This is a genomic window from Leeuwenhoekiella marinoflava DSM 3653 (assembly GCF_900129005.1).
GTDB lineage: Bacteria > Bacteroidota > Bacteroidia > Flavobacteriales > Flavobacteriaceae > Leeuwenhoekiella > Leeuwenhoekiella marinoflava.
Genome location: NZ_FQUN01000006.1, coordinates 188,460 through 205,333 on the forward strand (window position 1 = coordinate 188,460; position 16,874 = coordinate 205,333).

Below are 16,874 nucleotides of genomic sequence, written 5' to 3' on the forward strand. Positions count from 1 at the left end.
ATAAAATTAACTACACTAAAAATCAAAAACTTATGAATATATACGACCAGTTAACATCTCTTGATTTTGCTGTCGTAGGCATTTACCTCCTTATCTTATTAGGGATAGGATTCTGGGTTAGCTTTAAATTAAAAGGCTCAAAAAATGATAATTTATTTTTAGCAAGTAATTCTTTAAAATGGCCGAGTATTGGCTTTACGATGTGGGGTACAAATGTGGGACCATCTATGCTTATTGCATCAGCGAGTATAGGTTATACAACAGGTATCGTTGCCGGTAATTTTGCATGGTATGCTTTTATATTTATTTTTCTTTTAGCTGTAGTATTTGCTCCCCGATATCTGGGAGCTAAGGTGCAAACCTTACCAGAATTTATGGGGAAACGCTTTGGCAATTCTACTCAAAATATATTGGCTTGGTATACGATAGTAACTATTTTGATTAGTTGGTTGTCCTTAACGCTTTTTGCCGGAGGTATTTTAATTCAGCAAATATTGAATATGCCGATGTGGCTCTCAATCGTTTTATTACTGACTATTTCAGCTTTTTTTGCAATGGCTGGTGGTTTAAAGGCAATCGCATTTACAAACGTTTTTCAGATGATATTGCTTATTGTAGTATCAGTAATACTCACGTGGATTGCATTTTCAGAATTAGGAAGCCTAAGTGCTATTCAAGAAAGAATTCCATCAAATTACTGGAATTTGTTACTACCTAACGACGATATTAATTATCCTTGGATCGCCATCTTGTTAGGATATCCGGTTATGGGAGTTTGGTTTTGGTGTACAGATCAATCTATGGTTCAGTCTGTCTTAGGAGCTAAAAATATAAAGCAAGGTCAGTTGGGAGCAAATTTTACGGGATGGTTAAAAATATTAGATGTTCCATTATTTATAATTCCTGGGATTCTGTGTTTTATACTTTTTCCTGATTTAAAGAATCCTGACGAAGCTTATATGACCATGGTCACACAATTACTACCATCGGGACTAAAAGGTTTGGTTATGGCTGTGTTAATTGCTGCATTAATTAGTACAATCGATTCCGCTTTAAATGCGCTTAGCACGGTTTTTACAATGGATATTTATGTAAAAAAAATGAAACCTGAAGCAACACGAAATCAAATTGTAACCACAGGTAGAATTGTCACCGTAGTTGGTGCTTTTATAGCTATTTTAATAACGCTTGCTATAAACAGTATTAAAGGCTTAAATCTTTTTGATGTCTTTCAATCTGTTTTAGGTTTTATTGCTCCTCCTATGTCTGTGGTATTTCTCTTTGGGGTTTTATGGTCTAAAACCACAAGACGTGCAGCAGATAGTATTTTGATATTTGGAACCCTTTTAAGTTTAACCGTAGGAGTGCTGTTTTTATGGATTTTTCCTAAGGAAATCTACGATTTTTGGCCTCATTTTCTATTGCTTTCATTCTACCTTTTTGTAGTGCTTTCCATAGCTATAGTCATCATTTCATTATTGGATTCAAAAAATACAGATACAGAAAATACACTACTTCCCGTAAAGAAAGTAACTATGACCTTAAGAGCTAAGTTACTTTGGGTTTTACTATTTATAGTGATGCTGGGACTATACCTTTTTTTTAACGGAAACTAACAGAGCTGAAAAGAGTATGAAAATAAAAAACACTAATGATGGTTCTCTTGATGCACCATATTTACGGGTAGATATCAATTACAATACCTGTGATGAACTGCCTACTTTTTCTAGTGGACCGAAGGGAAATGACCTACAAAAACATACAGCAATTGCTGATGCTGGTTTTAGTGCAATTCAGGATGGAATACCCGATTTATGCAACAAATTGAATCTCAATTTAACGGCCCATGCCCGAGTTAATGCTGTAGGGGATTTAAAAGAATTATTGCCCTTATGGAAATCAGAAAGCTACAATTGTGCAACGGTCCATCTAGGCTGGGGAATAGAATTTGATTCAGAAGTGAATCGTCTAGTGGAATATATTTTGGACAGTTCAGTGAATTACGATTTTCCAATTTATATAGAAACGCATCGCGCTACCGTCACTCAAGATATGTTTAGAACAGTGGAGTTGACTAAGCGTTTTCCTGAAATTCGATTTAACGGTGACTTCTCACACTGGTATACCGGGCAGGAAATGATTTACGGCGGAATTGAGCAAAAATGGAATTTTTTAGAACCGGTTTTTGACCGTGTCCGATTTCTTCATGGAAGAATTGGTAATCCCGGAAGCATTCAGGTTGCAATACAAAATAACTTGAATACCGACTATGTGGCTCATTTCAAAGAGATGTGGACGCGTTCTTTTTTAGGTTTTCTAAAATATGCAGAGCCGGGAGATTACATCTCATTTACTGTAGAATTACTTAAATCTACTATTTTCTATGCACGTAAAATAACTGACGAAAACGGATTGGAAAGAGAAGAAGGTGATCGCTGGGAAGAAGCACTGCTTTATAAAACCATCGCAGATGAATGTTGGGCAGAAGCTCAAAACCGTTACGCAAACCTGCAATTACATTAAAATGAATAACAACTTAAAAATAAAATTACATCTTGCTCAACTTGTTGTGTGGCTATTTCTGCTTTCAGGAAGTTTTACTTTTGCGCAACAAACAAGTGGTGAAGCAACCTGGATCTGGTATCCAGGTGACTTTGAAATCGATTTGGCAAATAAAATGCAAAATCGCCGTACCGAACGGGGTTCCTTTTTTCCGGTTTTCTGGAAGACAGATAGTCATTACAATCTGGTAGATTTTCATAAAGAATTTGACCTTTCAGAACCTGAAGAAGTTCAGATAGCTGTAGAAGGGAAGTACAACATCAAAATTGACGGTAAGGCAATTCCCGGGTTTCCTGACAATATTATAATGCCCGCGGGTCATCATAAGTTGAGCCTTAAAGTCTACAATCAAGCTCACGTACCGGCAATATTCATAGATGGACAAACCGTAAAATCAGACAAATCCTGGTTGGTAACTTTTGAAGATAAAGAATGGATTGATCAAAGTGGTAAAGTTTCAGATCAATCGGGGACGACCTGGTTACAAGCCGGTTCTGCTAATTTAAATTCGGTACAGAAATTACCCTCAAATTATGCATTACCTGTAAAACCTCTTAATCCTGTTGATTCACAAAAAACAGAACTCGGTACACTTTATGATTTTGGTAAAGAGACCTTCGGTTTTATTAAATTGGAGGGTTTACAAGGGTCAGGTACTGTAGCTATTTATTACGGGGAATCTAAAGAAGAAGCGTTGTCCATTGCAAACTGCGAGACCTTAGATCATTTAGAGATTTATGAAACTTCTGCAACAGATTCTATTTTAGAGCTTTCTAAAGCATTTCGATATATACAGATTGTCACTTCAGAAAAGGTATCGATACAGGATGTAAGCATGCTTTTTGAATATGCTGATGTTGAAGATAAAGGCAGTTTTAAATGTTCAGACGAGCGAATTAATGAGATCTACGAGGTAGCGAAATATACGTTTCACCTAACCACACGCGAATTTTTTATTGATGGAATCAAGCGTGACCGGTGGATTTGGTCTGGAGATGCTAACCAGAGTTATTTAATGAATTATTATTTGACAAATGATTCGCCCACAGTCGAACGTACAATGGTTGCGCTGCGCGGAAAAGATCCTGTTACAGCACATATCAATACGATTATGGATTATTCCTTGTATTGGTTTTTATCCATTTATGATTATTACCTATACAGCGGCGACCCTACTTTTATCAAGCAGTTTTATCCCAGAATGCAGTCGTTAATGGAATATTGCCTTTCCCGTCGCAACGAGAACGGTATGATGGAAGGTCTTGCTGGTGACTGGGTTTTTATAGATTGGGCAGAGGGTTTGAGCAAAGAAGGAGCAGTAAGTTTTGAACAGGTGTTACTGGCACGCAGCCTAGAATCTATGTCGCTTTGCGCTGAAATAGCAGGTAATCCAGAAGACTCTTCAAAATACGACGCCTTAGCAAAAGAATTAAAAAGTAAAATTTTTGAAACGTATTGGGATTCAGAAAAAGGAGCGCTGGTCCATAGCGTGGTAAATGGCAAACCAAAAGATAATGTAACGCGCTACGCCAATATGTTCGGGATTTTCTTCGATTATTTTAATGATTCCCAAAAGCAAGCAGTTAAAAACAAGGTTCTCTTGAATGATGCTGTTCAGCAAATAGTAACTCCTTATATGCGGTTTTATGAGTTGGAAGCACTTTGTGCAATGGGAGAACAAGATTATGTTTTAGATGAAATCAGAGCGTATTGGGGCGGTATGCTTGATCTGGGAGCTACATCATTTTGGGAAGAATACAATCCGGATAAAGAAGGCAGTGAGCATCTGGCAATGTATGGTAGAGAATTTGGTAAGAGTTTGTGCCACGCCTGGGGAGCGAGCCCTATTTATTTATTGGGAAAATATTATCTGGGCGTTAAACCCACAAAACCGGGATATGAAACGTATGACATCAAACCGGTTCTAGGGGATCTTAAATGGATGGAAGGAACAGTACCCACTCCTAATGGTAAAATTGATTTGTATTGCAGTAAAAAGGAAATCAAGCTTAATTCTGATGAAGGTACTGGGAACTTGATTTTAAAAAGTAAAAGCAAACCCAAAACAAATCATGGAACTTTCGTTGAAATAGCTTCAAATACCTACGCGCTTAAGATTACACCTCACACCGAATATTTAATTAATTACAAAGCACTTTAAGTATAACTATGAATTTATTAAAAGGACACCTCTTCTTCTTTCTAAGTTCTGTAAGCTTTTTTTGCTTACAGGCTCAAGATGCCAAAACTGAAATTAAGTATCTGTCAGGAAAAGGATATCAGGATACCAAAGAGTGGGAATTTAAAATTTCTGATGGTCGCAATAGTGGAGAATGGTCAACTATTAGTGTGCCTTCAGTTTGGGAGCAGGAAGGTTTTGGTACCTATCAATATGGCATTAAATTCTACGGAAAACCTTTCCCCGATGGGATTGCAGATGAAGTAGGACAGTATAAATACACATTTCAAGTACCTAAAGAATGGGAAACAAAAGTCATCAATATTGTTTTTGATGGTTCGATGACGGATACCGAAGTTAAAATAAACGGGCGTTCTGCCGGTACAATGCATCAGGGAGCATTCTATCGCTTTAAATACGATATAACTCCACTTTTAAAGTTTGGAAAAGAGAATGTTCTTGAGGTGACTGTTAGCAAAGAGTCTTCAAATGCCAGTGTAAATCTTGCTGAGCGAAGAGCTGATTATTGGAATTTCGGTGGAATTTTCAGGCCTGTTTTTTTAGAGGCTTTACCGGCGACACACATCGCGCGTACCGCTTTAAAAGCAGAAGCAGACGGCTCTTTTGAAGCAGATGTATTTCTGGGTACAGGAAATTCAGATCTTAGAGCTGAAGCTACACTGACAGATAAAAACGGAAAGAAAATGGGTGATGTTTTAACGGCTAATTTACCTACCGGAAGTGATAAAATTCATGTGTCTGGCACTTTTCAGAATATAAAAACCTGGACGTCTGAAATTCCCAATTTATATGGCGTTGTTATCAAATTATTTAAAGATGATAAGTTAGTTCATCAGGTAACCGATACCATAGGCTTTAGAACTATTGAAATTAGAAAAGGAGATGGTATCTATGTCAATGGTGTTCGGATTTTGATGAAAGGGATAAACAGACATAGCTTTTGGCCAGAGTCTGGTCGTACGCTTAATAAAGAGCTCAACTATGCCGATGTGCGTTTAATCAAAGAAATGAATATGAATGCGGTGCGTTTATCGCATTACCCACCAGATCCGGAGTTTTTAAGAGCTTGCGATGAACTGGGTTTGTATGTGATGAATGAACTGGGCGGTTGGCACGGTCATTATGATGACAATATTGGTAAAAAATTGGTAAAAGAAACTGTAATCCGTGATTTAAATCATCCCAGTATCATCTTTTGGTCTAATGGTAATGAAGGGGGTTGGAATACTAATTTAGATAATCAGTTTGAGATATGGGATCTTCAAAACAGACCGGTTTTACATCCACAGCAAGAATTAAATGGTGTTGAAACCATGCATTACCGCTCGTATGGCGAGACTATAGAATATCAGCGTGGAGAACATATTTTTATGCCAACAGAGTATTTACACGGTCTATATGATGGTGGACACGGAGCAGGGTTTGACGACTACTGGGAAGTTCTGCGTAAACATCCCCGAAGTGGCGGTGGCTATTTATGGGTTTTTGCAGATGAAGGTATCGCACGTACCGATCAGGATGGCCGTATAGACAATCAAGGCAATTTTGGAGCAGACGGTATCGTAGGACCTCATCACGAGAAAGAAGGGAGTTTCTTTACTGTGAAAGAAGTTTGGTCTCCAATAATGCTTACAACACCAAAACATTTAGATTCTGATTTTGATGGAAATTTTGAAATTGAAAACAGGTACTTCTTTACCAATTTATCAGACTGTACTTTTGAATGGGAATTGGCTACTTTTCCTAATCCCGACGATTCAAAAATCGGACATTTAACATTGAAGAGACAAACCTTAAAAGGGCCTGATCTTAAGCCTCAGTCTACAGGAAACTTAAACATTAAGTTACCGAACAACTGGAAAGATGCAGACGTACTGTATTTAAAAGCGCTTGATTCTGATGGGAATGAATTATGGACTTGGGATTATACTTGGAATAAAGAAGAAGAAAAGCTTCTGGAAATTGAAGACAAGGGTATTGTAAAACTTGAGGAGACAGATGAATTTTATGAAGTGACAAGTTGGGAAACCTCATTAAAATTTGATAAAACTACCGGTAAATTAACAACAGTTGAGCAGTCTGGGGAATCAATCAGTTTTGGAAATGGACCACAAATTATTATGGCTCGTCGGGGAGATCGAACCTTAGACGGCACTATAAATCCTGATTTTGAAAAGGGAGAAGATCGAATCTATAAAGAATTTAAATGTATTGATGAGGAAGTGAATTGCTCCGAAAATCTCGTTACCATTACAGCTGAGGAAGTTGATAATACCGTTAAAATTGAAGCTATTTATTTCGGAATTCTACAAAAAGTAATCTGGACGATTTATCCTGAAGGTTTGGTTCAAATGGATTATGAATATGCCTATAACGGAATAACAGAACTAGCCGGAATTTATTTTGACTATCCTGAAGAAAAAATGCAATCTAAAAGGTGGTTAGGAGCCGGGCCGTATCGGGTTTGGCAAAACCGTTTAAAAGGTACCAAACTTGATGTTTGGGAAAATGGATACAACGATCCCATTCCGGGAGAGTCTTTCAATTATCCGGAGTTTAAAGGTTATTTCAGCAATTGGGAATGGGTAGAATTTACCACTGCAGAAGGCAAAATACAGGTGCGTAGTGATGATTCAGATACCTATTTGGGTGTTTATACCCCAAGAGATGGTCGCGATGCCTTGTTATATACTTTACCTCAAACGGGTATTGCAGTATTTGATGTAATACCGGCGGTTCGTAATAAAGTAAATGCAACAGATTTAGTAGGACCATCTTCTCAACCCAAATGGATTAATGGGACTAAAAAGCACAGTCTCTTTTTAAAATTTAATAATAAATAGAATGAGATTAGGACCAACTCTTAAAACGGGATTTACATTCCTTGTACTTGTATTGATTACTTCCTGTTCTCAAAAATTGAAAAAGAGAGAAATAACCAGTGATGTGATGCAAGAGATTTATGAGGAAATAAAAACACCTTATAAATACGGTCTGGTGATGGTACCTGAAGATAACTCCTATAAGATGGATTGTCCCAGTGTTTTCAGAAAGGACGATACATGGTACATGACGTATCTCATTTATGACGGAAGAGGTTATGAAACATGGCTTGCTAAAAGTGAGGATTTATTAAACTGGGAACATTTAGGTAAGATTATGTCTTTTTCTGACGATTCCACGCAGTGGGATATGAATCAAAAAGCCGGGTATATTTCATTACAAGACCCTGAGTGGGGAGGGAGTTATGAATGGGAGTCTTATGATGATAAATATTGGATGAGTTATTTTGGTGGAGATAGTGAAGGTTATGAAGCCGGCTTACTTTCTTTAGGTATGGCTTATTCTGAAGAGTTACCAACAACACCTCGCGAATTTGAGCGTCTTCCAGGACCTGTACTTTCACCAAAGGATGATGATGTACGCTGGTGGGATAATAGTGTGATGTATAAAAGTACGATCATAAGAGATCTTGAGCGTGAGAGTGGTCACGATTTTATAATGTATTACAATGCACGAGGTGACAGTATCAACCCGGGTAGAGGTGCCGAGCGTATCGCAATGGCAGTTTCAGATGATATGAAAAACTGGGAACGTTATGGAGATGCTCCCTTATTAAATCATGATACAGGTATAACCGGTGATCCCTATATTCAGCGAATTAATGATACTTGGGTCATGTTTTATTTTGGTGCTTTTTGGAAAGATGGCGCATTCAATCGGTTTGCGGTTTCTAATGATTTATTAAACTGGACTGAATGGGAAGGAGAAGATCTTGTAGCTTCTTCAGAACCTTATGATGAAATTTTTGCACACAAGTCTTTTGTGGTGAAACACAACGGAGTAGTTTATCATTTCTACTGCGCTGTTAATAAACCGTTTCAACGTGGAATTGCTGTAGCGACTTCTAAAGACTTAGGTAAAAGCCTGCTCAATTTTGTAAAACCGGAGGAAAAAGAATGATAAAATACAGCATCCTTTTATTCACTTTGTTGTCGGTTTTCAACATTAATGCACAAACGGTTACGGGTGAGCCTGCGGGTATTCCTGAGGTGGCTAATATTTATAGTTTTGCTCCCTGGGAAGATCCTACTGTAACGGCTATTAATCGCCAGCCTGCAAGAAGTACAGCTTATTCATACGCGACCGTTGAAGATGCTTTAGCCGGAAATCGCGAACAGAGCAGGTATAAAAGTTTAAATGGAACCTGGGATTTTAAATACAGTGTCAATTTAAAGGAGGCACCTCGAGATTTTTATAAAGAGGAAGTTAAAGGCTGGGATACCATTAGCGTCCCGTCTAATTGGGAATTAAAAGGATATGATATTCCTATTTATAAAAGTGCGGTTTATCCTTTTAGACCTGTGAATCCACCTTTTGTACCAAAAGACACTAACGGTATAGGATCGTATCAGCGCAAATTTGATGTTCCAAAAAACTGGAAAAATATGACCATAACGCTGCATTTTGGAGCAGTGAGTTCTGCATTTCAAGTCTGGTTAAATGGAAAGTTTTTGGGCTACGGGGAAGACAGCTTTCTTCCTTCAGAATTTAATATTACGCCGTATTTACAAGAAGGTGAAAATTTAGTGTCCGTTCAGGTCATGCGATACAGCGATGGCTCATACTTAGAAGATCAGGATCATTGGAGAATGAGCGGTATTCAGCGGGAAGTTTTTATTATGGCAGAGCCAAAATTGCATATCGAAGATTTCTTTTATCAAACAAAACTGGATGAAAACTATACCGACGCTGTATTCAAATTGCGCCCTCAATTAGAAAATAATACAGGTGATACTATTTCAGATTATACGTTTGAAGCGCAGCTATACGATGATCAGAATAAACCGGTTTTTAATAAAGCGCTTACCAGTTCTGCGGCGGCTATTTTAAATGAAAGTTATCCGCGTCTCGATAATGTGCGTTTTGGTTTTTTTGAAGAAACGCTTCAGAATCCTAAAAAATGGAGTTCTGAAATACCTAACTTATATACTTTAATACTCACTTTAAAAGACAATACTGGTAAAATAACGGAGGTTAAAGGGTGTAAAGTTGGCTTTCGTTCCATCGAGTTTTCTAAGGAAAATGGAAAGCTCTTAATCAACGGGAAGGAAACCTATGTATATGGTGTAAATCGTCACGATCATCATCCCGTTAGAGGCAAGGCGTTGACCAGACCTGATCTTGAAGAAGATATACGAACAATAAAGCAATTCAATTTTAATTTAATACGAACCAGCCATTACCCTAACGATCCTTATTTATACGATTTATGTGATAAATACGGGATTATGATTATGGATGAAGCTAATCTGGAAACACACGGATTAGGAGGAAAACTAAGTAATGATACCCAATGGACTAATGCCTATCTGGAACGGATGACCCGTATGGTAGCGCGTGATAAAAATCATCCTAGCATTGTATTTTGGAGTTTAGGAAATGAGTCTGGTAAAGGTCCCAATCACGCTGCGATGGCCGGCTGGGTACATGATTTTGATATCACGAGACCGGTTCATTATGAACCTGCGCAGGGAAACCCCAGATTACCCGGGTATATTGATCCTCGGGATGCGTGCTATCCTTCCACAGGTGATCATTCGCACCGTTTTGAGAATCCTCAGGATGAGCCTTATGTAGATATGGTAAGTCGGTTTTATCCTGGGGTATTCACGCCTAAATTTTTGGTAGATCAGCATAAAGATACGCGTCCTATTTTATTTGTCGAGTATTCTCATTCTATGGGAAATTCTACCGGAAATTTAAAAGAATTATGGGATGAGTTCAGGTCGTTACCTCGAGTTATAGGAGGTTGTATTTGGGATTTTAAAGATCAAGGATTGCTGAAAATAGACGAGAATTCAGGCGAGGAGTTTTATGCGTATGGTGGAGATTATGGAGAAAAACTGCACGATGGTAATTTTAATATCAACGGGATTGTAGCTTCAGATGGAAGACCAAAGGCGGCAATTTATGAGAATAAGTGGGTGTATCAACCGGTAACTTCAGAATTGGTAGCAGATTTCAAACTTCAAATTAAAAACAGACACGCCACTAAATCACTTAAGAATTACACGCCGGTATTGCAATTTTTTGAGAATGGAAATCTCTATAAAGAAGTTATTTTAGAAGTATTTAATCTGAATGCGGGAAACCAAACCACATTTGATATAAAATCATATTTACCTCATTTTAAAAATGATAAGGAGTATTTTGTAAAGCTTCAGTTTAAGTTGGTTGCAGATACACTTTGGGCTGAAAAAGGATTTGTTATTGCAGAAGATCAATTCCTTTTACAATCAAAAGGAGAGCCTATTTATAAAACTCCAAGTAAAAAGGCGGAGTTACATATTATCGAAAATGAGGATGTGTATCAGGTTTCCGGAGAAAGTTTCCGTATTAATTTCAGTAAAGAAAACGGCGCGTTAACTTCTTATAAACTGAATACAGAAGAACAAATTTTTGCTCCACTTTTACCCAGTTTCATTAGGCCTCTAACGGATAATGATCGTAAAGGTTGGAAGCCTCATAAAGTTTTAAAATCCTGGTATGAGCATAAAGCAGAACTAATTTCAACCCATTTTTCAAAATCAAAAACTGAAATTCATATCAATTCGAAATATGAAGTTATTAAAGATAGTGCTTCTGTATCTGTTAACTATATCGTTTCAAATGATGGTACAGTAAAAGTAGCTTATGAATTGAAAGCTTCATCTGCGTTACCCAATATCCCAAAAGTGGGTATGCAAATGGGTATCAAACAAAATTACAACCAGATTTCTTGGTACGGTAAAGGACCTTTGGAAAATTATAGTGACCGAAGTTTTGGCTTTACAATTCAGAAGTATGAATTGCCTCTCGATGCTTTTATTGAACCTTATGTCATGCCGCAGGAAAATGCTAATCGAACAGCAGTAAGATGGATGGCTTGTACAGAAATGACCAAAAACAATGGAGTTCTAATAGTAGGTAAACAACCACTTAGTATGAGTGTCTGGCCGTATACGCAAGAAAATCTAGAGGAAGCAAAGCATACTTTTGACTTAAACGAAGAGGAGTATCTCACGTTGAATATTGATTTAAAACAAATGGGAGTAGGAGGTAACGACAGCTGGTCTCCAGTGGGTCAGCCTATGGAAAAATATCAGATTCCGGCTAAAGATTATACCTATAGCTTTTACATACATCCATTCAAGAATCAAAATGGGAGTTTTGATACAAACCTTAAAAAATTCGGTTACTGATGAACTATTTCAAAAAATACAGCAGGCTGATTTTAGTAGTGGTTTTATGTGTTTCCTGTGAAGTTCAGAAAGACAAAGAAACTACTGCTTTTTTTGAACCCACTCAAGAATCAGCAAAACCCTGGGTGTATTGGTATTGGATGCAAAGTGCTTATTCAAAAGAAGGCATAACTACAGATCTGGAAGCTATGAAAGAAGCCGGTTTGGGAGGGGCTTACCTGATGACTATAAAAGGCCCCACAGATCCGCCACTTATAGATCCTCCAGTATTGCAATTGAGTCCGGAATTCTGGGAGTTGATAGATTGGGCTTTTGAAGAAGCCGGTCGTTTAGACTTAAAAATTGCTTTTCATGCTGCAGATGGTTTTGCAGTTGCAGGAGGCCCTTGGATTACTCCTGAAAAATCAATGCAAAAAGTGGTTTGGGCAGATACAACTGTTGCAGGAGGAACTAAATTAAATATACAATTACCAGTTCCCAAACATTACGAGAATTACTATGAAGATATCGCAACTTTTGCTATACCTATAAAAAATGAAAAACGGATTTCTTCTCAATTGAGTCCGGTTATTTCTACTTCTTTAAAAGAAGATGCTTCGTTTTTAAATGATCCTAAGGCTGAAGGAAATTTTAAACTTTATGAAAAAGGTTGGTTTGAGTATGAGTTTGATAAGCCGTTTACCTGCAAATCGATTCAGATTGAAACTCCCGGAAATAATTATCAGGCACATCGATTAATTCTGGAGGTCAGTGATGATGGTGTGAACTATAAAAGGTTGAGTAGATTAGAAGCTCCACGTCACGGCTGGCAGGATACAGACCAGTTTTATAGACATGCTATACTTCCAACAACCGCAACGCATTTTAGATTTGTTTATAATCCTGAAGGAACAGAACCCGGCGCAGAAGATTTAGATGCTGCAAAATGGAAACAATCGCTTAAGGTTTCTAAAATTATTCTTTCTGAAGAAGCACGTATTGATAATTATCAGGGAAAATCTGGTGCGATTTGGCGCATCAGCTCCCGAACTACGGAAGCCCAAATTCCTAAAGAAGATTGTATCGAATTAACAGCACTAAACAATATTTCTGGGTTTGTAGATAAAACAGGAATTTTAAATTGGGAAGCACCTCAGGGAAATTGGCGCATTATGCGTTTTGGTCATACCTCAACCGGACACGAAAATGCAACCGGTGGAGCCGGTAAAGGTTTGGAGGTAGATAAGTTTGATCCCGAAGCAATACGCTTTCAACTCGATCACTGGTTTGGTGAGGCGGTTCGTACGATAGGACCTGAACTAGCTTCAAAAGTTTTAAATATTTTACATCTAGACAGTTGGGAATGTGGAAGTCAGAATTGGTCTCCTGTTTTTAGAACCGAATTTGAAAATCGCAGAGGTTATGATATAGTAGATTATTTACCGGTAATGGCAGGAATCCCAATTGAGGATGCAGCTATTTCGGAAGGGATCTTATATGACATCAGAAAAACAATTTCAGAACTAATTGCCGACAACTTTTTTGGAACACTTCAAGAAGAAGCAGATAAAAATGGAGTAGCCTTCAGTTCAGAAAATGTAGCACCTACAATGGTTAGCGATAATTTACTACATTTTAAATATGTAGATTTTCCGGGAGGAGAATTTTGGTTGCGAAGTCCGACCCACGATAAACCTAATGATATGCTCGACGCGATTTCCGGTGGACATATTTATGGGAAAAACATCATTCAGGCAGAAGCATTTACGCAGTTGCGAATGGACTGGGATGAACATCCCGGAAATTTAAAAATCCTTGCAGATCGTAATTATGCATTGGGAATCAATCGTTTTTTTTATCACGTATTTGTACACAATCCTTGGCTTGATCGTAAACCCGGAATGACTCTAGACGGTGTTGGCTCTTATTTTCAAAGAGATCAGACGTGGTGGAAACCCGGTAAAGCTTGGGTAGATTATTCTCGTCGTGTACAGTTTGAATTGCAAAAAGGTAAACCTGTAATAGATCTAGCCGTTTTTACTGGTGAGGAAATTCCTTCCCGCTCTGTTTTACCGGATAGATTACTCCCATTTATTCCTAATGTTTTTGGAGAGAAACGTATAAAATCAGAGTTTTTACGATTAAAAAATAAAGGGCAACCCATAGCCAAACAGCCAAAGGAAGTAACGTATTCAAAAAATGCTACAGATTTATCGCAATGGGTAAATGCTTTAAACGGCTATAAATACGATTCTTTTAATGCCGATGTGCTTCTAAATGATGCACGTGTATTAGACGGTAATGTCGTATTTAAGGGAGGAATAACGTATAAAGCTCTGCTTTTTCCCGGAGCGCGTAAAATGGCACCTAATCAATTGATGTCATTATTGGTTTTAGAAAAAATTATAGACCTCGTAAAAGAGGGAGCTACAGTTTTAATTGGGGATCAACCAGTTGATATTCCCGGTAACTATTCAGAAACTGAAAAGCTTAAGTGGGAAAAACGAATTACTGAGCTTTGGACAGCTAATTCAAATACGCAAAATTCCTGGAACTTAGGAAAAGGAACCGTTGTAAAACTCCCCTATTTAGGAAGTGATTTCAGCGATTTGGGCTTTACTCCCGATATTCTTATTAAAAATCCTTTAGTGAATAGAGAATCCATAGCATGGACGCATAGAACCACAAAAGAAGGCGAGAGCTATTTTGTTTCCAATCAAAAAGAAGAAGTTCTAGAAACTAAATTTTCCTTTAGAGTTGATGGCCGGATTCCCTACATCTATAATCCCGAAAGTGGAGAAGAACGCAGCTTGAATGAATGGAAGGTCGTCAACGGAAGAACAGAAATTCCTTTGAAATTAAATGCTAATGAATCCTGTTTTGTTCTTTTTAAAGAAAAAACTAAAGAAACTATTCAGAAATCTGGTTTAAACTGGTTGACCTTTGAGAAAGCCAAAACCTTAAATGAAAACTGGAGCATTCAATTTGATCCTGAATTTCACGGACCTAAAAATCCTATAAGAACTTCCAAGCTTTTTGACTGGTCTCAATCTAAAAATGACAGTATAAAATACTATTCGGGTACTGCTATTTATGCCAAAACATTTAATTGGGATTCTAGCAAGCAGCAAGCAGTTTGGCTTCATATCGGTGACGTTTCAAATATGGCAGAAGTCGTATTAAACGACAAAAACTTAGGAGTGCTTTGGACCTATCCATTTCGGCTTAACATATCAAAAGCTTTAAAGCAAGGAGCAAATAAATTGGAGTTACGAGTAACAAATACCTGGGCTAACCGGTTAATTGGCGATGAGGATTTACCACAGAAAGAACGACTCACGTGGACAACAGCTCCATTTAGATTGGAAAAAGACAGTCTTTTGAAAGCCGGGTTGCTAGGTCCTGTTCGTTTAGAATTAGAAAAAAAGAACCCATGAGAAATTTAAGAATACGATTAATTCTGATAATACTCTTACTTACTGTTACAGCGGTAAAAGCAGAACTTAAACTCCCTGCATTGTTTACAGACAATATGATTTTGCAACAGCAAATGGAAGTACCCATTTGGGGTTGGTCAGATAATAAGTCAGATATAACAATAAAAACTTCGTGGGATAGTAAAACCTATACGGCTGTTTTGGGAAGTGAAGGGAAGTGGCAGGTAAAAATGAATACACCTGTTGCGGGAGGTTCTTATACCATAACGATACAACAAGGTTCTGAAACCAAAAGTATACGGAATGTGCTTGTAGGTGAGGTTTGGTTGTGTTCCGGGCAGTCCAATATGGAAATGCCTTTAAAAGGTTTTCCGGGTCAGCCTGTATTAGGTGGTAATGAGCAAATCGTACATTCAACTAATAATCAAATTCGCTTTATAACCGTTCCCAGAGCAACTGTTTTGAGTCCAGAAAAGGATTTTGAGGGAAACTGGCAGGAAGCCAAACCTCAAACCGTAGCAGATTTTAGTGCAACTGCGTGGTATTTTGGATCACTATTACAAGAAGTTTTAAAAGTGCCTGTAGGATTGATACACGTGTCATACGGGGGCTCGAGTGTAGAAGCCTGGATGAACGAAGAAATGCTGAAGGATTTCAGTGAAATTAAAATCCCCAATACCGAAGAAGATTTAAAGAAAGATCCTAACCGCGTCCCCACAACATTATTCAATGGGATGTTAGCTCCGGTTATTGGATATGGTATTAAAGGAAGCATTTGGTATCAGGGAGAGTCTAATTATGAGCGCCCTTTTCAGTATAAAAAGTTATTTGAGACCATGGTTGAAGATTGGCGTGGTCTGTGGGAACAAGGAGATTTTCCGTTCTATTTTGCACAAATAGCACCCTTTAATTACGGACAGTTTCATCCGGATGATGCTTTAGAGAAATACAATTCCGCTTATTTAAGAGAAGCACAATTACAAGCATCTAAAACCATATCCAATTCGGGTATTGCAATCTTAATGGATGTTGCTGAAGAAAATAACATTCATCCAAAAAATAAAGAAAAAGGAGGCGTTCGATTAGGCCTTTTAGCATTGACTAAAACCTATGGAATCAGTGGTTTTGAGTTTGAGAGTCCGGAATTTAATACACTTGAAATAAATGAAGGTAAAGTAACGGTTTCGTTCAATAATGTTCCTAATGGTATTACCGCCTACGATCAGGAAATTACAGGTTTTCAACTTGCAGGTAATGACCGTGTTTTCTATCCCGCCGAAGTCGTTTTACGTAGAAAATCAGTAATTCTATCTTCTTCTAAAGTTCAAAAACCGGTTGCTGTACGCTATCTTTTTAAAGATTATGCACAGGCCGAATTGTTCAGTACCGGAGGTTTACCGGTCTCTTCATTCAGAACTGATGATTGGGAACCTCAAGACTAGATCATAAATC

At 37.8% G+C, this 16,874-nt stretch carries 8 protein-coding genes; all 8 read left to right on the forward strand.

Translation table 11 applies throughout. The features are described from left to right. Nucleotides 1-32 precede the first annotated feature (32 nt). The 8 genes from BUB91_RS05660 to BUB91_RS05695 are packed head-to-tail and all read left to right on the forward strand — an operon-like array spanning nucleotide 33 to nucleotide 16,864. Nucleotides 33-1,616, forward strand: coding sequence for a sodium:solute symporter (locus BUB91_RS05660; protein ID WP_073098099.1), 1,584 nt, complete (start codon nucleotides 33-35; stop codon nucleotides 1,614-1,616). 16 nt (nucleotides 1,617-1,632) lie between these two features. Then, entirely contained in the window at nucleotides 1,633-2,523 is an 891-nt protein-coding gene (locus BUB91_RS05665; protein ID WP_073098102.1) for a hypothetical protein, read from the forward strand. Between the two features lies 1 nt (nucleotide 2,524). After that, on the forward strand, nucleotides 2,525-4,723 hold the full coding sequence (locus BUB91_RS05670) for an alpha-L-rhamnosidase-related protein (protein WP_073098105.1): 2,199 nt from the start codon (nucleotides 2,525-2,527) through the stop codon (nucleotides 4,721-4,723). Between the two features lie 8 nt (nucleotides 4,724-4,731). Then, a complete protein-coding gene (locus tag BUB91_RS05675) occupies nucleotides 4,732-7,605 on the forward strand; it encodes a glycoside hydrolase family 2 protein (RefSeq protein WP_073098107.1) in 2,874 nt (957 codons plus the stop codon). Nucleotide 7,606: 1 nt separating this feature from the next. Continuing rightward, on the forward strand, nucleotides 7,607-8,725 hold the full coding sequence (locus BUB91_RS05680; RefSeq protein WP_073098110.1) for a glycoside hydrolase family protein: 1,119 nt from the start codon (nucleotides 7,607-7,609) through the stop codon (nucleotides 8,723-8,725). Further along, complete coding sequence (locus BUB91_RS05685; RefSeq protein WP_073098112.1) at nucleotides 8,722-12,006, forward strand: glycoside hydrolase family 2 TIM barrel-domain containing protein; 3,285 nt, start codon at nucleotides 8,722-8,724, stop codon at nucleotides 12,004-12,006. The genes BUB91_RS05680 and BUB91_RS05685 overlap by 4 nt, the downstream gene beginning before the upstream one ends. Then, nucleotides 12,006-15,422 (forward strand): glycosyl hydrolase, encoded by a 3,417-nt coding sequence (locus tag BUB91_RS05690; RefSeq protein ID WP_073098114.1) that lies wholly within the window; start codon nucleotides 12,006-12,008, stop codon nucleotides 15,420-15,422. Before BUB91_RS05685 ends, BUB91_RS05690 begins: the two co-directional genes overlap by 1 nt. Then, a complete protein-coding gene (locus BUB91_RS05695) occupies nucleotides 15,419-16,864 on the forward strand; it encodes a sialate O-acetylesterase (RefSeq protein WP_073098116.1) in 1,446 nt (481 codons plus the stop codon). Before BUB91_RS05690 ends, BUB91_RS05695 begins: the two co-directional genes overlap by 4 nt. The last annotated feature ends 10 nt before the right edge of the window (nucleotides 16,865-16,874 follow it).

What these genes read in the sequence shown, in the direction of transcription:
- BUB91_RS05695 (WP_073098116.1), top strand. Translation starts at nt 15,419, where the DNA reads ATGAGAAATTTAAGAATACGATTAATTCTGATAATACTCTTACTTACT.
- BUB91_RS05690 (WP_073098114.1), top strand. Translation starts at nt 12,006, where the DNA reads ATGAACTATTTCAAAAAATACAGCAGGCTGATTTTAGTAGTGGTTTTA.
- BUB91_RS05670 (WP_073098105.1), top strand. Translation starts at nt 2,525, where the DNA reads ATGAATAACAACTTAAAAATAAAATTACATCTTGCTCAACTTGTTGTG.
- BUB91_RS05665 (WP_073098102.1), top strand. Translation starts at nt 1,633, where the DNA reads ATGAAAATAAAAAACACTAATGATGGTTCTCTTGATGCACCATATTTA.
- BUB91_RS05685 (WP_073098112.1), top strand. Translation starts at nt 8,722, where the DNA reads ATGATAAAATACAGCATCCTTTTATTCACTTTGTTGTCGGTTTTCAAC.
- BUB91_RS05675 (WP_073098107.1), top strand. Translation starts at nt 4,732, where the DNA reads ATGAATTTATTAAAAGGACACCTCTTCTTCTTTCTAAGTTCTGTAAGC.
- BUB91_RS05660 (WP_073098099.1), top strand. Translation starts at nt 33, where the DNA reads ATGAATATATACGACCAGTTAACATCTCTTGATTTTGCTGTCGTAGGC.
- BUB91_RS05680 (WP_073098110.1), top strand. Translation starts at nt 7,607, where the DNA reads ATGAGATTAGGACCAACTCTTAAAACGGGATTTACATTCCTTGTACTT.